Below are 17815 nucleotides of genomic sequence, written 5' to 3'. Positions count from 1 at the left end.
CCATCATGAGAACGTGTGCGCGAGGCCCGTCGCGTCACTCAGGCCGCTTCGACGGCCGTCCTGATCTCGTCCGCGAAGCGCTCCGCGGCGTCGCGCAGGCCCCCGACGTCGGGTCCGGCGCGCAGCACGCCCCGGCTGACGCTCGGCACCACATTGCGGACCGCCGCGCCGAAGACGCCCGGCAGATCCGCCGGGGTCGCTCCCTGCGCGCCGATCCCCGGAGCGAGCAGCGGACCGTTGACCGCGAGGTCGTACGAGGACAGGTCGCCCAGCGTCGCGCCGACGACCGCGCCGAAGGACCCCAGGGGCGCCGCCCCGGCGTTCTCCGCGGCCAGGTGGGCCAGGACCGTGGCACCCACCGTGCGCCCGTCCTCGCGCACCGCGTGCTGCACCTCGGCGCCCTCGGGATTGGAGGTCAGCGCGAGCACGAAGAGCCCGGCGCCGTTCTCGCGCGCGAGGTCGACGGCCGGCTTCAGGGAGCCGTACCCGAGGTAGGGCGAGACCGTGAGCGCGTCGCTGAACAGCGGCGAGTCCTTGTGCAGGAACGTCTCGGCGTACGCGGCCATGGTCGAGCCGATGTCACCGCGCTTGGCGTCCATGACGACCAGGGCACCGGCCACGCGCAGCTCCTCGACCGCCTTCTCCAGGACCGCGACGCCGCGCGAGCCGAAGCGCTCGAAGAAGGCGCTCTGCGGCTTGAACACGGCGACCGTGCCGGCCAGCGCCTCGACGACGGTGCGCGTGAACCGCTCCAGGCCCGCGATGTCGTCGTTCAGGCCCCAGGCGGACAGCAGCGAGGCGTGCGGGTCGATGCCGACGCACAGGGGGCCGCGCTCGTCCATCGCGTGGCGCAGGCGCGCGCCGAAGGGCTCCAGGGGGCTCATGCGGACTTCCTCACGTCGGCGCCGACCGCGTCGGCGAGAGTGGCGTACGGGCTGGTGCGCAGGCGCGCGGCGAGGCCCTTGTGGATCGCGCGGCCCCAGAAGGGCCCCTCGTAGATGAAGGCGCTGTAGCCCTGGACCAGGGTGGCGCCCGCGAGGATGCGCTGCCAGGCGTCCTCGGCGTTCTCGACGCCGCCGACGCCCACGAGCGTGATCCGGTCGCCCACGCGCGCGTAGAGGCGCCTCAGGACCTCCAGGGAGCGCTCCTTCAGGGGCGCGCCGGACAGCCCGCCGGTCTCTCCGTAGAGGGAGGGGTCGGACGTCAGGCCGAGTCCCTCGCGCGCGATGGTGGTGTTCGTGGCGATGATGCCGTCCAGGCCGAGCTCGACGGCGAGGTCGGCGACCGCGTCGACGTCCTCGTCCGCGAGGTCGGGCGCGATCTTGACGAGCAGCGGGACGCGGCGGCCCTCGACGCTGCGGTCGGCGGCCTCGCGCACGGCGCTCAGCAGGGGCCGCAGCGACTCGGTGGCCTGGAGGTTGCGCAGGCCCGGGGTGTTCGGCGAGGAGACGTTGACCACGAGGTAGTCGGCGTGGCGCGCCAGGCGCTCGGTCGACTTCACGTAGTCGGCGGCGGCCTCCTCCTCGGGCACGACCTTCGTCTTGCCGATGTTCACGCCGACGATCGTCCTGAAGACGGGCGTACGCGCGGCCAGGCGCTCGGCGACGGCCGCCGAGCCCTCGTTGTTGAAGCCCATGCGGTTGATCAGCGCGCGGTCGGGGACCAGGCGGAACAGCCGCTTCTTGGGGTTGCCGGGCTGCGCCTCGCCGGTGACCGTGCCGATCTCGATGTGGTCGAAGCCGAGCATCGACATGCCGTCGATCGCGACGGCGTTCTTGTCGAAGCCCGCGGCGAGCCCGAAGGGCCCGTGCATCCGCAGCCCGAAGGCCTCGGTGCGCAGTTCCTTGTGGCGCGGCGCGAGGACGGCCGCGACGAACGTGCGCAGCACGGGGACGCGGGCCGCGAGGCGGATCCAGCGGAAGGCCAGGTAGTGGGCCTTCTCGGGGTCCATGCGCCGGAAGACGAGGCGGAAGAAGAGCTTGTACATGAGAGGTGTCCTCGGGGTGCTCAGCCGCCCGGCGGGGGTGCCCGCCGGGCGACAGGTGTGCTCACCAGAAGGGGGACACCGTGTGCTCGGTGTCCCCCTTGTGGGCTGCTAGTCGCGGGCCTCGGTCAGGCGTTCCGCGTGTTCCTGGAGCGAACGGACGCCGACGTCCCCCCGGCCCAGCGCGTCGATGCCCTGGACCGCCGCGGCGAGCGCCTGGACGGTCGTCAGGCACGGCACGGAGCGCGCCACGGCCGCCGTACGGATCTCGTAGCCGTCGAGGCGGCCGCCGGTGCCGTAGGGGGTGTTGACGATGAGGTCGACGCCGCCGTCGTGGATGAGCTGGACGATGGTCTTCTCGCCGTTCGGGCCCTCGCCCTCGGACTGCTTGCGCACCACGGTGGCGTTGATGCCGTTGCGCTTGAGCACCTCGGCCGTGCCGGACGTGGCGAACAACTCGAAGCCGTGCGCGACCAGTTCGCGCGCCGGGAAGATCATCGAGCGCTTGTCGCGGTTGGCGACGGAGATGAAGGCGCGGCCCTTGGTCGGCAGCGGACCGTACGCGCCCGCCTGCGACTTGGCGTACGCCGTCCCGAACACCGAGTCGATGCCCATGACTTCACCGGTGGAGCGCATCTCCGGGCCGAGCACGGTGTCGACGCCGCGGCCGTGGATGTCGCGGAAGCGCGACCACGGCATGACGGCCTCCTTGACCGAGATCGGGGCGTCCATCGGCAGCGTGCCGCCGTCGCCGGTCGCCGGGAGCATGCCCTCGGCGCGCAGCTCGGCGATGGTCGCGCCGAGCGAGATGCGCGCGGCGGCCTTGGCCAGCGGCACCGCGGTCGCCTTCGAGGTGAAGGGGACGGTGCGCGAGGCGCGCGGGTTGGCCTCCAGGACGTAGAGGATGTCCCCGGCCATCGCGAACTGGATGTTGATCAGGCCGCGGACGCCGACGCCCTTGGCGATGCCCTCCGTGGAGGCGCGCAGGCGCTTTATGTCGAAGCCGCCGAGGGTGATCGGGGGCAGGGCGCACGCCGAGTCGCCGGAGTGGATGCCGGCCTCCTCGATGTGCTCCATGACGCCGCCGAGGTAGAGCTCCTCGCCGTCGTAGAGGGCGTCGACGTCGATCTCGATGGCGTCGTCGAGGAAGCGGTCGACGAGGACCGGCCGCGAGGGGCTGATCTCGGTCGACTCCTCGATGTACGCGGCGAGCCGGGTCTCGTCGTACACGATCTCCATGCCGCGGCCGCCGAGCACGTACGACGGGCGCACGAGCACGGGGTAGCCGATCTCGTCGGCGATGGCCTTCGCCTCGGTGAACGTCGTCGCGGTGCCGTGCTTCGGCGCCGGAAGCCCGGCCTCCGCGAGCACGCGGCCGAACGCGCCGCGATCCTCGGCGGCGTGGATGGCCTCGGGCGAGGTGCCCACGATCGGCACGCCGTTGTCCTTGAGCGCCTGCGAGAGACCCAGCGGGGTCTGGCCGCCGAGCTGCACGACGACGCCCGCGACGGGGCCCGCCAGCGTCTCCGCGTGGACGATCTCCAGGACGTCCTCGAGGGTCAGCGGCTCGAAGTAGAGGCGGTCGGAGGTGTCGTAGTCCGTGGAGACCGTCTCCGGGTTGCAGTTGACCATCACGGTCTCGTAGCCCGCGTCGCTCAGCGCGAAGGAGGCGTGGACGCAGGAGTAGTCGAACTCGATGCCCTGGCCGATGCGGTTCGGGCCGGAGCCCAGGATGATCACCGCGGGCTTCTCGCGGCGCGCGACCTCGCTCTCCTCGTCGTACGCGGAGTAGAAGTACGGCGTCTTCGCGGCGAACTCGGCGGCGCAGGTGTCGACCGTCTTGTAGACCGGGCGGACGCCGAGGGCGTGCCGGACCTCGCGGACGACGTCCTCGCGCAGGCCGCGGATCTCGGCGATCTGGACGTCGGAGAAGCCGTGGCGCTTGGCGTCGGCGAGCAGGTCGGCGTCCAGGCGCTCGGCGGCGGCCAGCTCGTCCGCGACCTCCTTGATCAGGAAGAGCTGGTCGACGAACCACGGGTCGATCTTCGTGGCGTCGAAGACCTCGGCCGCGGTGGCGCCGGCGCGGATGGCCTGCATGACGGTGTTGACGCGGCCGTCGGTCGGGCGGACGGCGGCCTCCAGGAGCTCGGCCTTGTCGCCGGGCTCGCCCACGAACGTGAACTGCGAGCCCTTCTTCTCCAGCGAGCGCAGCGCCTTCTGGAGCGCCTCGGTGAAGTTGCGGCCGATCGCCATGGCCTCGCCGACCGACTTCATGGTGGTCGTCAGGGTCGAGTCCGCCGACGGGAACTTCTCGAAGGCGAAGCGCGGGGCCTTGACGACGACGTAGTCGAGGGTCGGCTCGAAGGACGCCGGGGTCTGCTCGGTGATGTCGTTGGGGATCTCGTCGAGCGTGTAGCCGACGGCCAGCTTCGCGGCGATCTTCGCGATCGGGAAGCCCGTGGCCTTGGAGGCGAGCGCGGAGGACCGCGAGACGCGCGGGTTCATCTCGATGACGATGACCCGGCCGTCCTCGGGGTTCACCGCGAACTGGATGTTGCAGCCGCCGGTGTCGACGCCGACCTCGCGGATGATCGCGATGCCGACGTCCCGCAGGATCTGGTACTCGCGGTCGGTCAGCGTCATCGAGGGCGCGACGGTGATCGAGTCGCCGGTGTGCACGCCCATCGGGTCGAAGTTCTCGATGGAGCAGACGACCACGACGTTGTCGTTCTTGTCGCGCATCAGCTCCAGCTCGTACTCCTTCCAGCCGAGGATGGACTCCTCAAGGAGCACCTCGGTGGTCGGCGAGAGCGTGAGACCCTGGCCCGCGATGCGGCGCAGCTCCTCCTCGTCGTGCGCGAAGCCGGAGCCGGCGCCGCCCATGGTGAAGGAGGGGCGGACGACGACGGGGTAGCCGCCGAGCTCCTCGACGCCCTTGAGGACGTCGTCCATGGAGTGGCAGATGTAGGAGCGGGCGGACTCGCCGTGGCCGATCTTCTTGCGGACCTCCTCGACGACGCCCTTGAAGAGGTCGCGGTCCTCGCCCTTGTTGATCGCCTCGACGTTGGCGCCGATGAGCTCGACGCCGTACTTCTCCAGGACGCCCTGCTCGTGCATGGAGATCGCCGTGTTGAGGGCCGTCTGGCCGCCCAGCGTGGGCAGGAGCGCGTCGGGGCGCTCCTTGGCGATGATCTTCTCGACGAACTCCGGGGTGATCGGCTCGACGTACGTGGCGTCGGCGATCTCCGGGTCGGTCATGATCGTCGCCGGGTTGGAGTTGACGAGGATGACGCGCAGACCCTCGGACTTGAGGATGCGGCACGCCTGGGTGCCGGAGTAGTCGAACTCGGCTGCCTGACCGATGACGATCGGGCCGGACCCGATGACCAGGACGGACTGGATATCGGTGCGCTTAGGCACGCTGGCCCTCCATCAGGGTTACGAAGCGGTCGAAGAGGTAGGCGGCGTCGTGCGGGCCCGCGGCGGCCTCCGGGTGGTACTGCACGGAGAAGGCCGGCTGGTCGAGCAGCTGGAGGCCCTCGACGACGTCGTCGTTGAGGCAGACGTGCGAGACCTCGGCGCGGCCGAAGGGCGTCTCGCTGACCTTGTCGAGGGGCGCGTCCACCGCGAAGCCGTGGTTGTGCGCGGTGACCTCGACCTTGCCGGTGGTGCGGTCCTGCACCGGCTGGTTGATGCCGCGGTGGCCGTACTTCAGCTTGTACGTGCCGAAGCCCAGGGCGCGGCCGAGGATCTGGTTGCCGAAGCAGATACCGAAGAGCGGGGTCCTGCGGGCGAGGACGGCGGTCATGAGCGCGACCGGGCCCTCGGCGGTGGCCGGGTCGCCCGGGCCGTTGGAGAAGAACACGCCGTCGGGGGCGACCGCGTACACGTCCTCCTCGGTGGCGGTGGCGGGCAGCACGTGCACCTCGATGCCGCGTTCGGCCATGCGGTGCGGGGTCATGCCCTTGATGCCGAGGTCGATCGCGGCGACGGTGAACTTCTTCTCGCCGATCGCCGGGACGACGTAGGCCTCCTTGGTGGCGACCTCCTCGTACAGGCTCGCGCCCTTCATCTGGGGCTGTGCCTGGACGCGGGCGACCAGCTCGGCGTCCTTGGCGAGGGCGTCGCCGGAGAAGATGCCGGAGCGCATGGAGCCGCGCTCGCGCAGGTGGCGGGTGAGGGCGCGGGTGTCGATGCCGGAGATGCCGACGATGCCCTGCTCGACGAGCTCGTCGTCGAGCGAGCGCTTTGCGCGCCAGTTCGAGGGGATGCGGGCGGGGTCGCGGACCACGTACCCGGAGACCCAGATGCGGCTCGACTCGTCGTCCTCGTCGTTCCAGCCCGTGTTGCCGATCTGCGGGGCGGTGGCGACCACGATCTGGCGGTCGTACGAGGGGTCGGTGAGGGTCTCCTGGTAGCCGGTCATGCCGGTGGAGAACACCGCTTCGCCGAAGGTCTCCCCCACGGCCCCGTAGGCGCGGCCGCGGAAGATGCGGCCGTCCTCCAGGACGAGTACGGCGGGAGCCTTGCTGGCTCCCCTGGTGGAGGTCGTCATCGTGCGGTGCCTTCCGTCGTGCTGGTGGTGTTGATCATGTTGTTGACTGCCTCGACCCACTCCGCCTGCTCGGCCGCGTGGTCCGAGCGGAATCCGGAGTCGATCAGCTTCTCGCCGTGCTCCCAGGTGACGATCAGCAGACCGCCCTCCGCGAGGACCTTGCCGGCGATGCCCTTGTCGAGGCGGGCCTCGCGCAGCCGGTCGGCCGGGACGAAGAAGTCGGTGGCCCCGGGGCGTACGACGTCCAGGCCCGCGTCGGTGAGCGTCAGCTCGACACGGCTGCGGGTGCCGAGGCCGTGCGCCACGATGCGGTCGAGCCACTGCCCGGCCGTCGTGGAGCCGTGGTAGCGGCCGCTCAGCTCAAGTTTCGCCGGGCCCGGGTCATCCGGCGCGGCGGGGAGCGGCGGCAGGTCGCCCTGGAGCGTGCCGCGCCACTTCCAGCCCTCGCGCATCAGCCAGTAGACGAGCGCGATGAAGAGGAGCAGTCCGACGACCCAGCCGATCCGTGCGGCCCAGTCGGTCACGTCCGCCGATTCCTTCTCGGCGGCCAGTTGAAGAAGAGATGTCACGCGAGCTTCCCGTCGACGAGCGTGGCCCGACCCCGGAGCCACGTGTGCGTGACGCGGCCCGGCAGCTCACGGCCCTCGTAGGGAGTGTTGCGGCTGCGCGAGGCGAAGCCCGCGGGGTCCACTGCTCCACGGTAATCGGCATCGACGAGAACCAGGTTGGCGGGCTCACCTGCCGAGACGGGACGTCCATGTCCGGTGGCCCCGCCGATGGCCGCGGGCTTGAACGACATCCGGTCGGCGACGGCCTCCCAGGTCAGCAGGCCCGTCTCGACCATCGTCCGCTGGACGACCGAGAGCGCGGTCTCCAGGCCGACCATGCCCATGGCGGCCGCGGCCCACTCGCAGTCCTTGTCCTCGTGCGGGTGCGGGGCGTGGTCGGTGGCGACGATGTCGATCGTGCCGTCGGCGAGGGCCTCGCGCAGCGCCATGACGTCGCGCTCGGTGCGCAGCGGCGGGTTGACCTTGTAGACCGGGTTGTACGTACGCACCATCTCGTCGGTGAGGAGCAGGTGGTGCGGGGTGACCTCGGCGGTGACGTCGATGCCGCGGGACTTGGCCCAGCGCACGATCTCCACGGACCCGGCGGTCGACAGGTGGCAGATGTGCACCCGCGAGCCGACGTGCTCGGCGAGGAGCACGTCTCGCGCGATGATCGACTCCTCGGCGACGGCGGGCCAGCCGCCGAGGCCGAGCTCCGCCGAGACGACGCCCTCGTTCATCTGGGCGCCCTCGGTGAGCCGCGGCTCCTGCGCGTGCTGCGCGACGACGCCGCCGAAGGCCTTCACGTACTCCAGGGCGCGGCGCATGATCACGGCGTCGTCGACGCACTTGCCGTCGTCGGAGAAGACGGTGACCCCGGCGGCGGACTCGTGCATGGCGCCCAGCTCGGCGAGCTTCTTGCCCTCCAGGCCCACGGTGACGGCGCCGATGGGCTGCACGTCGCAGTAGCCGGACTCCTTGCCGAGGCGGTAGACCTGCTCGACGACGCCGGCGGTGTCGGCGACGGGGAAGGTGTTGGCCATGGCGAACACGGCGGTGTAACCGCCGGAGGCGGCGGCGCGCGTGCCGGTCAGGACGGTCTCGGAGTCCTCGCGGCCCGGCTCGCGCAGGTGGGTGTGCAGGTCGACCAGGCCCGGCAGGAGGACCTTGCCCTCGGCCTCGACGACCTCTGCGCCCTCGGCGGAGAGCCCGGCGCCCACGGCCTCGATGGTCTCGCCGTCGATCAGGACGTCCTGCGCCTCGCCGCCGAGCACCTTCGCACCACGGATCAGGATCTTGCTCATCGTCTTACTTCTCCTCGGTACGGGGGTGGGTCGTGGCGGGCTCGTTGCCGCCCAGCAGCAGATAGAGGACGGCCATGCGGATGGAGACGCCGTTGGCGACCTGCTCGACGACCGTGCAGCGGTCGGAGTCGGCGACCTCGGCGGTGATCTCCATGCCGCGGACCATCGGGCCGGGGTGCATCACGATGGCGTGCTCGGGCATCTTCGCCATGCGCTCGCCGTCCAGGCCGTAGCGCCGCGAGTACTCGCGCTCGGTGGGGAAGAACGCGGCGTTCATGCGCTCGCGCTGCACCCGCAGCATCATCACGGCGTCGGACTTCGGCAGCACCCGGTCCAGGTCGTACGAGACCTCGCAGGGCCAGCTCTCGACGCCGACCGGTACCAGGGTGGGCGGGGCGACGAGGGTGACCTCGGCGCCGAGGGTGTGCAGCAGGTCCACGTTGGAGCGGGCCACGCGGCTGTGCAGGACGTCGCCGACCAGGGTGATGTGCTTGCCCGCCAGGTCCTGGCCGAGGCCCTCGTCGGGGCCGACGAGGCGGCGCCGCATGGTGAAGGCGTCGAGCAGGGCCTGGGTGGGGTGCTGGTGGGTGCCGTCGCCGGCGTTGATCACGGCGGCGTCGATCCAGCCGGAGGTCGCCAGGCGGTAGGGCGCGCCGGAGGCACCGTGGCGGATGACGACGGCGTCGACGCCCATCGCCTCCAGGGTCTGGGCGGTGTCCTTGAGGGACTCGCCCTTGGAGACCGAGGACCCCTTGGCCGCGAAGTTGATGACGTCGGCGGAGAGGCGCTTCTCGGCGGCCTCGAAGGAGATCCGGGTGCGGGTCGAGTCCTCGAAGAAGAGGTTGACCACGGTGCGCCCGCGCAGCGCGGGCAGCTTCTTGATCGGCCGGTCGGCGACCCGCGCCATCTCCTCGGCCGTGTCGAGGATCAGGACGGCGTCGTCGCGGGAGAGGTCGGCGGCCGAGATGAGGTGTCGCATCATCTGGGTGTACTCCGGTGTGATGGAGGTCTTGCGGGCACGCGGGCGCGCAGGGGTGTGCCCCGGGCCCGTGAGGAGGAAGCCGGTCCTATGCGGAGTCGGGCTTGGCGCCGAGCAGCACGGCGTCGCGGCCGTCCTCCTCGGCGAGCTGCACCTTGACCGTCTCCCGCAGCGACGTGGGGAGGTTCTTGCCGACGTAGTCGGCGCGGATGGGCAGTTCGCGGTGGCCGCGGTCGACGAGCACGGCGAGCTGGACCGCGCGCGGCCTGCCGATGTCGTTCAGCGCGTCGAGGGCGGCACGGATGGTGCGGCCGGAGAAGAGCACGTCGTCGACGAGGACGACCAGGCGGCCGTCGATGCCGTCACCGGGAATCTCGGTGCGGGCCAGCGCACGCGGCGGGTGCATGCGCAGGTCGTCGCGGTACATGGTGATGTCGAGGGAGCCGACCGGGATCTTGCGACCGGTGATCTCTTCGAGCTTCTCGGCGAGCCGGCGGCCGAGGAAGACGCCGCGGGTGGGAATGCCGAGCAGGACCACGTCGTCGGCGCCCTTGGCGCGCTCGACGATCTCGTGGGCGATGCGGGTCAACACCCGCGCGATGTCCGGGCCTTCGAGTACGGGCCGCGCGACACCGGGGTCATTCGTGTCCATGAGAAACGGACCTCCTTCTCCGCCTCACGGGACGGACTTTAAAGGACGTCGAAATTGCGCCATCCACACTACCAGCACTGATGACGGAGCACGTCATCACCCTCCACCGAAGGGGCGGTACGGACCATTCGGCTTGACGGAGGCAAGTAACGCTGCGTAACCTCACAGTGAGTTACCAGCCACGCGGCGGAGCCGCATGATTGTCGCAGCGTCCGGGGAGCTATATGTCCAGCGAATACGCCAAGCAGCTCGGGGCCAAGCTCCGCGCGATCCGTACCCAGCAGGGCCTTTCCCTCCACGGCGTCGAGGAGAAGTCCCAGGGACGCTGGAAGGCGGTCGTCGTGGGGTCGTACGAGCGCGGCGACCGTGCCGTGACCGTGCAGCGCCTCGCCGAGCTGGCGGACTTCTACGGCGTCCCGGTGCAGGAGCTCCTTCCTGGCACGGCCCCCGGCGGCGCCGCCGAGCCGCCGCCGAAGCTCGTCCTCGACCTGGAGCGGCTGGCCCACGTGCCGGCCGAGAAGGCGGGCCCTCTTCAGCGCTATGCCGCCACGATCCAGTCGCAGCGCGGTGACTACAACGGCAAGGTGCTCTCGATCCGCCAGGACGACCTGCGCACCCTCGCCGTCATCTACGACCAGTCCCCCTCGGTGCTCACCGAGCAGCTGATCAGCTGGGGCGTCCTGGACGCGGACGCGCGCCGCGCCGTCGCCCACGAAGAGGTCTGAGCACCCCCGCAAGACGTCAGCAGAAACGTGCCGCCGGGGTGGCCGCAGCCGAAAGGCCGCGGCCACCCCGGCGGCTTTCTGCTATTTCCCGCCCATTTCTCTCGGCGCGCTCTCCCCGAAAGACGGGGACTTCCCGAGGTCTTCCTCGGACCTTCCCAGGACCTTCCCCCGGCCTTCCCCAGGTCTTGCCCAGAGCTTCCCCGAGCCTTCCCCAAGCCTTCCCCGGGCCTTCCCCAGAGCTTCCCCTCGCCTCCGGGACCGTCGGGAATCCATGGCCAATGCCGAGAAAACCCGGAGGGCCCGCAGCGATGCGCTGCGGGCCCTCCGGGTGTCGTACGGGAAGGCCTACGCCTCGTCCCGGCGCAGGGACGGCTTCAGGTCCTTGAAGCGCCCGAGCAGGCCGTTGACGAACGACGGCGACTCGTCCGTGGAGAACTCCTTGGCGAGCTGGACCGCCTCGTCGAGCACCACGGCGTCCGGCGTACCGTCCACCCAGACGAGCTCATAGGCACCCAGCCGCAGGATGTTCCGGTCGACCACCGGCATGCGGTCCAGGGTCCACCCGACGGCGTACTGCGAGATGAGCTCGTCGATGCGGCGCTCGTGCTGGGCATAGCCCTCGACGAGCTCCATCGTGTACTCGCTCACCGGCGGCTGCCGGGTGTCGGACCGCGAGTGGCGCACCCAGTCCGCGAGGACCGTCAGGACGTCGGTGCCGCGCTGGTCGGCCTCGAAGAGGATCTGGAAGGCACGCTTGCGGGCCGTGTTACGAGCAGCCACGGTTAGCTGTTCACCCGGCCGAGGTAGCCGCTGTCACGGGTGTCGACCTTGATCTTCTCGCCCGTGGTGATGAAGAGCGGGACCTGGATCTGGTGGCCGGTCTCCAGCGTGGCGGGCTTGGTGCCACCGGTGGAGCGGTCGCCCTGGACGCCCGGCTCGGTCTCCTGGATGACGAGCTCGACGGCGGCGGGCAGCTCGACGTAGAGGACCGAGCCCTCGTGCTGCGCGACGGAGGCGGTGAAGCCCTCGATCAGGAAGTTGGCGGCGTCGCCGACGGCCTTCTTGTCGACGTGGAGCTGGTCATACGTCTCCATGTCCATGAAGACGAAGTACTCGCCGTCCATGTAGGAGAACTGCATGTCGCGCTTGTCGATCGTGGCCGTTTCGACCTTGACGCCGGCGTTGAACGTCTTGTCGACGACCTTGCCGGAGAGCACGTTCTTGAGCTTGGTGCGCACGAAGGCCGGGCCCTTGCCGGGCTTGACGTGCTGGAACTCGACGACGGACCAGAGCTGGCCGCCTTCGAGCTTGAGCACCAGGCCGTTCTTGAGGTCGTTCGTGGAAGCCACGGTTGCGGAATCTCCTGGACTGACGTGGACGACGCGGGGGCAGGCGCCGCGGCGGATGCCGCTACAGCGCGAGCAGCTCCTTGGTCGTAATGGTGAGTAGCTCGGGTCCGCCGTCCGCCTCGGGGCGCACGACGAGCGTGTCATCGATCCGGACGCCGCCCCTGCCCGGGAGGTGAACCCCCGGTTCGACGGTGACCGGCACGCAAGCGTCCAGTTTACCCATGGCCGCGGGCGCCAACTGCGGGTCCTCGTCGATTTCGAGGCCGACGCCGTGTCCGGTCAGCGGAGGGAGCCCATCCGCATAGCCCGCGGAGTCGAGTACGTGGCGTGCCGCGTGATCCACGTCGCGGCAGGCCGCACCGGGTACGAGGGCCTCGCGGCCGGCCCGCTGGGCGGCGAAGACGAGGTCGTACAGCTCGATCTGCCAGTCCGCGGGGGTCGTACCGATGACGAACGTACGCCCGATCTCGCAGCGGTAGCCGCGGTAGCTCGCGCCCAGACAGACGGAGAGGAAGTCGCCCTCCTCCACCCGGCGGTCCGAGGGACGGTGCCCGCCCTTGCCGGAGTTGGGCCCGGTGCCGACCGAGGTGGCGAAGGCTGGGCCGTCCGCCCCGTGGTCGACGAGGCGTCGCTCCAGTTCGAGGGCGAGATGCCGCTCGGTGCGCCCCACGAGGATCGATTCGAGCAGCTCGCCCAGGGCCTGGTCGACGATCTCGGCGCCGATCCGCAGGCAGGAGATCTCCTCCTCGTCCTTGACGAACCGCAGCTGCTCGACGGCCGTGCCGAGGTCCGTCAGCCGCAGCCCGGGCGCGACCGAACCGAGCGCCCGGTGCCGGGCCACGGTCAGATGGTGCTCCTCGACGGCCAGCGCGTCGGCGCCCTGCGCGGCCGCGAGGCCCGCGCCCGCCACGGCCGGGTCGGCGCCGGGCACGGGCAGCAGCTGCACCCTCAGCGCCTCGTCGGGCCGCCCGTCCCCCGGCTGCTCACCGGGCGGGCGCCCGCACAGCAGGACGTCCTCGTCCCCGCCGACCAGGAGCACGGCGCCGTGGGGCGCCGCACCCGCGAGATAGCGGACGTTGGCGGGCCGGGAGACCAGCGCCGCCGCTCCCCCACCACCGGCACACCGCTCCCTCACCCGCTCCCTGCGGACCGCGTACACCTCTGACATGCCACGAGCCTAAGAGCCCCGCCCCCACCCGGCCCGATCAGCGCGTCCGACCGGGCGTCACGCACGTCAGTGCTACCGCGTCAGGTGTCGCAGCCGACCCCGTCACCGTCGCGGTCGAGGTGCCTCCCGTACCCCGGGTCGCCACGGTGCACCGGAGCGGCGCCGGCGGCACGGGCCTCGGAACAGTTCTCGTAGTACACGGATCCGCCACCACCGGAGCCGTCCGATCCGCTGTCGCCCGAACCCTCGTCCGCCGGGGGCGCCGTGGCCGTGACGGTCGACTTGACGGTCTTCGTCACCCGCACCGTGACCGTGGCAGCCGGTTCGGGTTCGGCGGTCCGTGTCGCGGTGGCGGTCGCTGTCGCCGTGACGGTCGCCGTGGCCTTCGCTTCGTCGGCCGGGCCACCGCCCCCTGCGGCTCCCAGCCCGACGCCCAGGAACAGGGCGCAGGCCATGACGGGAAGCACGTACCTCTTGCGGGCCCACTTCGGGGCAGGGCGGGTGACAGCTGGTGGTGTGCCGTACGGATTGCTCATGTCATGCCCCTGGAGCTCATGTCGGTGGCATGACCGTAGTGCCGGACTCAGAACTCGTGAAGCCCCTCGGGGCACTTGTGGTCCCCGGCGCGTGAACGGCGCGGCCCGCTCCCGTCCCACCCATGGGGAACCGCTACCACTTCGGCGGGCTCGCGATCGCTCGGGCGAGGACGTCGTCCAGGATCTGGGCCGTGGCGGGGACGTCCAGCTGGGAGTTGTCGATGATGGGCAGGCCCGAGCCGTACCAGCCCGCCATCCGGCCGTGGATGCGGGCGACTTCTTCGTCCGTGAGGCGCCGGTTGCCGCTGCGCTCGGCGTTGCGCTCCAGGACGATCTCCAGGCCCGGGAGGAGGACGACCGGCAGCAGGCCGGGGCCCACGTGGCGCTTCCAGCCGCCGAGGCCGACGACGGGACGGTCGGGGAAGACCGCGTCGTCGAGGATGCAGGAGATGCCGTTGGCCAGGAAGTTCCGCGCGGCGAAGCCGCAGGTGCGGCGGGCCAGGCGATACTGCGCCTCGGAGTGGTCGTTCCACCCCGACTGCGGGTCGGCGAAGCCCGAGCGCACCCACTCGCGCACGTCGTCGAGGCTGATGTGGGCCGTCGGCACCCGGCGGTGCTCGGCCCAGTACTTGGCGACGCTGGTCTTGCCCGCGCCCGCGGGACCGATCAGGAGCACGGCGAGCGTCGTGGCGCCGGTGTCGGCCTGTGCCGTGCCCTGCGGCGGGCTCGGCATCGCGACGGGGCCGCCCGGCGGCAACTGGACGTGGCCCGTGGTGTCCGGGTTCGGCGGCACGGGGCCGCGGCCGAGCTGAAGGGTGGCGGGCGTCTGCCCGGGGGCGGGCGGCGCCTGGCCCGGAGCCTGCGGCGCGGAGCCCACGAAGCCCGGCGCGGGAGGCGGCGGCGCGCCCTGCGGTACGGCGCCCGGTCCCGGGGCGCTCGGGTGGTGTGCGGCCTGCGGCCAGCCGGTGGCCGGTCCGTGCCCCGGCTGGTGGGGCGGCGGCAGCGGAGATCCCACTGCGTGCTGCATCCGGTGCCACTCCGTCTCGTACGACTGACGCTGGTCGGGCGGCGCCCGAGCCGCCCGTTACCGAACGGTACCGTCCCCGGCCGCCGTTGTGTGAACGGCCGGGGAGGCCACAAGGTGCCCGTGGCCGGAACGCCCGGCCACGCGCGCGTGGTTACTGGCCCACTTCTCCGTAGGCGGCGAGCAGCACCGCCGGGTCGGGACCCTCCAGGACGGTCGGCTTGCCGAGGCCGTCCAGGACGATGAAGCGCAGCAGGTCACCGCGGGACTTCTTGTCGACCTTCATGGTCTCCAGAAGCTTGGGCCACTGGTCGTAGCGGTAGTGCAGCGGCAGCCCGACCGACTCCAGGACCGTGCGGTGCCGGTCGGCCGTCGCGTCGTCGAGCCGTCCCGCGAGACGGCCGAGTTCGGCCGCGAAGTGCATGCCGACGGAGACCGCCGCGCCGTGCCGCCACTTGTAGCGCTCGTTCTTCTCGATGGCGTGCGCGAGGGTGTGGCCGTAGTTCAGGATCTCCCGCAGGCCCGCCTCCTTGAGGTCGCCCGAGACGACCTCCGCCTTGACCCTGATGGAGCGCTCGATGAGCTCGGCGGTGTGCGGACCGGCGGGCGTACGGGCCGCCTCCGGGTCCTGCTCGACGAGCTCCAGGATCACCGGGTCGGCGATGAAGCCGGCCTTGATGATCTCCGCGAGCCCGGACACGTAGTCGTTCACGGGGAGCGAGTCCAGCGCCGCCAGGTCGCACAGCACACCCGTCGGCGGGTGGAAGGACCCCACGAGGTTCTTGCCCTCGGCGGTGTTGATGCCGGTCTTGCCGCCGACCGCCGCGTCCACCATGCCGAGCACGGTGGTCGGCACGGCCACCCACCGCACGCCGCGCAGCCAGGTCGCCGCCACGAACCCGGCGAGGTCGGTGGTGGCACCGCCGCCGACGCCGACGATGACGTCGCTGCGCGTGAAGCCGGACTGCCCGAGGGCCTTCCAGCAGTACGCCGCGACCTCGGCCGTCTTGGCCTCCTCGGCGTTCGGCACCTGGATGGCGACGGCCTCGTACCCCTGGTCGGCGAGGTCCTGGCGCAGCGCCTCGCCGGTCTCGGCGAGCGCCTCGGGGTGGATCACGGCGACCCGCTTGACCTGCTCGCCGATGAGGCCGGGCAGCTCGCCGAGGAGCTGCCGACCGACCAGGACCTCGTACGGATCCGAGCCGGCCGTGCCGCCGACGTGGATGCGGGTGGGGGTCTGCTCCGTCGTCATGCTTCCTTCAACTCCAGTGCGTCGAGGACCGCCTGGGCGACCTCTTCGGGGGTACGGCCGTCGGTGGCGACGACCGAGCGGGCGACTTCCGCGTACAACGGACGGCGGGCGTCCATCAGCTCGCGCCACTGCTTGCGCGGGTTGACCGCGAGCAGCGGGCGCGCCTGGGCGAGCCCGGTGCGCTTGACGGCCTCCTCCACCTCCATCGAGAGGTAGACGACGGGGTGCGCCGACAGCAGCGCGCGCGTCGACTCGTCCATGACCGCGCCCCCGCCGAGCGCGAGGACACCGTCGTGCCCGGCGAGCGCGGTGCGCACGGCCTGCCGCTCCAGGTCGCGGAAGTACGGCTCGCCCTCGTCGAGGAAGATGTCCGAGATCTCCCGGCCCTGCGCGGCGACGATGTCGGCGTCGGTGTCCCGGAACCCGGTGCCGAGGCGCGCGGCCAGCAGCTCACCGACCGTCGACTTGCCGACACCCATCGGACCGACGAGAACGACCTGCGGGCCGGTCACCGGATCTGCAGGTTGTCGAGGTACGACCGCACGTTGCGCCGGGTCTCCGGCACGCTGTCGCCGCCGAACTTCTCGGCGACGGCGTCGGCCAGGACGAGCGCGACCATCGCCTCGGCGACGATGCCGGCGGCCGGAACCGCGCACACGTCGGAGCGCTGGTGGTGGGCCTTGGCGGCCTCGCCGGTGGCGACGTCGATGGTGGCGAGCGCGCGCGGCACGGTCGCGATGGGCTTCATCGCGGCGCGCACGCGCAGCAGCTCGCCCGTGGTCAGACCGCCCTCGGTCCCGCCGGAGCGACCGGAGGTGCGCTTGATGCCGTCGTCGGTGGTGACGATCTCGTCGTGCGCCTGGGAGCCCGGCACCCGCGCCAGCTCGAAGCCGTCGCCGACCTCGACGCCCTTGATGGCCTGGATGCCCATGAGCGCGGCGGCGAGGCGCGCGTCGAGCCGGCGGTCCCAATGCACGTGCGAGCCGAGGCCGACCGGGACGTCGTAGGCGAGCACCTCGACGACGCCGCCGAGCGTGTCGCCGTCCTTGTGGGCCTGGTCGATCTCCGCGACCATCGCCTTCGACGCGTCGGCGTCCAGGCAGCGCACGGGGTCGGCGTCGAGCTTCTCGACGTCGGCGGGGGTCGGGTAGACGCCGTAGGGGGCCTTGGCCGCGGCCAGCTCGGTGACGTGGCTGACGATCTCGATCCCGGCCGTCTCCTTGAGGTAGGAGCGGGCGACCGCGCCGAGCGCGACGCGGGCGGCGGTCTCGCGCGCGGAGGCGCGCTCCAGGATCGGCCGGGCCTCGTCGAAGCCGTACTTCTGCATGCCGGCGAGGTCGGCGTGGCCGGGGCGGGGCCGGGTCAGCGGCGCGTTGCGCGCCAGCTCGGCGAGCTCGGCGGGGTCGACCGGGTCGGCCGCCATGACCTGTTCCCACTTGGGCCACTCGGTGTTGCCGACCATGATCGCCACCGGCGAACCCATGGTCAGGCCGTGCCGGACACCGCCCAGGAACGTGACCTCGTCACGCTCGAACTTCATCCGTGCGCCGCGCCCATAACCGAGCCGCCGCCGGGCCAGGTGGTCCGCCACCATGTCCGTCGTGATCGGCACGCCGGCGGGAAGCCCCTCCAACGTCGCCACAAGTGCGGGTCCGTGCGACTCCCCCGCGGTCAGCCAACGCAACCTGCTCAACGGTGCTCCTCATGCTCGCGCCTCGAACTGCTGTCTTCGACGGCGC

General features: G+C 71.4%; 17 protein-coding genes. 1 reads left to right on the top strand and 16 read right to left on the bottom strand.

Going from position 1 to position 17815, the window contains the following annotated elements; genetic code table 11:
• Positions 1 to 38 precede the first annotated feature (38 nt).
• From pyrF to pyrR, 8 genes are all read right to left on the bottom strand, one after another.
• The gene (pyrF, locus tag AB0L89_RS26700; protein ID WP_365145735.1) at positions 39 to 884 is read right to left on the bottom strand and encodes an orotidine-5'-phosphate decarboxylase; all 846 of its coding nucleotides are present in this window, start codon (positions 882 to 884) and stop codon (positions 39 to 41) included.
• Entirely contained in the window at positions 881 to 1987 is a 1107-nt protein-coding gene (locus AB0L89_RS26695; RefSeq protein WP_365145732.1) for a quinone-dependent dihydroorotate dehydrogenase, read from the bottom strand. The genes pyrF and AB0L89_RS26695 overlap by 4 nt, the downstream gene beginning before the upstream one ends.
• Positions 1988 to 2095: 108 nt before the next feature.
• Entirely contained in the window at positions 2096 to 5404 is a 3309-nt protein-coding gene (gene carB, locus AB0L89_RS26690) for a carbamoyl-phosphate synthase large subunit (protein ID WP_365145729.1), read from the bottom strand.
• On the bottom strand, positions 5397 to 6539 hold the full coding sequence (gene carA, locus AB0L89_RS26685; RefSeq protein WP_365145726.1) for a glutamine-hydrolyzing carbamoyl-phosphate synthase small subunit: 1143 nt from the start codon (positions 6537 to 6539) through the stop codon (positions 5397 to 5399). The genes carB and carA overlap by 8 nt, the downstream gene beginning before the upstream one ends.
• Entirely contained in the window at positions 6536 to 7108 is a 573-nt protein-coding gene (locus tag AB0L89_RS26680) for a hypothetical protein (protein WP_365145723.1), read from the bottom strand. The genes carA and AB0L89_RS26680 overlap by 4 nt, the downstream gene beginning before the upstream one ends.
• On the bottom strand, positions 7105 to 8391 hold the full coding sequence (locus tag AB0L89_RS26675; RefSeq protein WP_365145720.1) for a dihydroorotase: 1287 nt from the start codon (positions 8389 to 8391) through the stop codon (positions 7105 to 7107). The genes AB0L89_RS26680 and AB0L89_RS26675 overlap by 4 nt, the downstream gene beginning before the upstream one ends.
• 4 nt (positions 8392 to 8395) lie before the next feature.
• On the bottom strand, positions 8396 to 9373 hold the full coding sequence (locus AB0L89_RS26670; protein ID WP_365145717.1) for an aspartate carbamoyltransferase catalytic subunit: 978 nt from the start codon (positions 9371 to 9373) through the stop codon (positions 8396 to 8398).
• Positions 9374 to 9458: 85 nt separating this feature from the next.
• A complete protein-coding gene (gene pyrR / locus AB0L89_RS26665) occupies positions 9459 to 10022 on the bottom strand; it encodes a bifunctional pyr operon transcriptional regulator/uracil phosphoribosyltransferase PyrR (RefSeq protein ID WP_365145714.1) in 564 nt (187 codons plus the stop codon).
• A 224-nt stretch (positions 10023 to 10246) separates the two neighbouring features.
• Between pyrR and bldD the strand changes: the two genes are divergently transcribed.
• On the top strand, positions 10247 to 10747 hold the full coding sequence (gene bldD / locus AB0L89_RS26660; protein WP_055698930.1) for a transcriptional regulator BldD: 501 nt from the start codon (positions 10247 to 10249) through the stop codon (positions 10745 to 10747).
• A 345-nt stretch (positions 10748 to 11092) separates the two neighbouring features.
• Here the strand turns inward: bldD and nusB are convergent, their stop codons facing one another.
• From nusB to aroC, 8 genes are all read right to left on the bottom strand, one after another.
• Entirely contained in the window at positions 11093 to 11527 is a 435-nt protein-coding gene (gene nusB, locus AB0L89_RS26655; RefSeq protein ID WP_223773532.1) for a transcription antitermination factor NusB, read from the bottom strand.
• Positions 11528 to 11529: 2 nt separating this feature from the next.
• A complete protein-coding gene (gene efp / locus AB0L89_RS26650) occupies positions 11530 to 12096 on the bottom strand; it encodes an elongation factor P (RefSeq protein ID WP_365145710.1) in 567 nt (188 codons plus the stop codon).
• Positions 12097 to 12157: 61 nt separating this feature from the next.
• Entirely contained in the window at positions 12158 to 13264 is a 1107-nt protein-coding gene (locus tag AB0L89_RS26645; RefSeq protein WP_365145707.1) for an aminopeptidase P family protein, read from the bottom strand.
• A gap of 80 nt (positions 13265 to 13344) precedes the next feature.
• Positions 13345 to 13800 carry an excalibur calcium-binding domain-containing protein gene (locus tag AB0L89_RS26640; RefSeq protein WP_365145704.1) on the bottom strand — a complete coding sequence of 152 codons (456 nt, stop codon included), beginning with the start codon at positions 13798 to 13800 and terminating at the stop codon, positions 13345 to 13347.
• Between the two features lie 133 nt (positions 13801 to 13933).
• Entirely contained in the window at positions 13934 to 14827 is an 894-nt protein-coding gene (locus tag AB0L89_RS26635; protein WP_365145701.1) for a Pro-rich N-terminal domain-containing protein, read from the bottom strand.
• A 151-nt stretch (positions 14828 to 14978) separates the two neighbouring features.
• Positions 14979 to 16076 carry a 3-dehydroquinate synthase gene (gene aroB / locus AB0L89_RS26630; RefSeq protein ID WP_055698925.1) on the bottom strand — a complete coding sequence of 366 codons (1098 nt, stop codon included), beginning with the start codon at positions 16074 to 16076 and terminating at the stop codon, positions 14979 to 14981.
• Positions 16073 to 16588: a shikimate kinase gene (locus AB0L89_RS26625; protein ID WP_365145697.1), complete on the bottom strand. Its 516-nt coding sequence runs from the start codon at positions 16586 to 16588 to the stop codon at positions 16073 to 16075. Before AB0L89_RS26625 ends, aroB begins: the two co-directional genes overlap by 4 nt.
• Positions 16585 to 17769 carry a chorismate synthase gene (gene aroC / locus AB0L89_RS26620; protein WP_365145694.1) on the bottom strand — a complete coding sequence of 395 codons (1185 nt, stop codon included), beginning with the start codon at positions 17767 to 17769 and terminating at the stop codon, positions 16585 to 16587. The genes AB0L89_RS26625 and aroC overlap by 4 nt, the downstream gene beginning before the upstream one ends.
• Positions 17770 to 17815 lie beyond the last annotated feature (46 nt).

Origin of the sequence: Streptomyces sp. NPDC052114 (genome assembly GCF_040680155.1) — a bacterium.
Lineage (GTDB): Bacteria > Actinomycetota > Actinomycetes > Streptomycetales > Streptomycetaceae > Streptomyces.
Note: the sequence above shows the minus strand (reverse complement) of the source record. Positions and strands in the feature narration are given on the sequence as shown.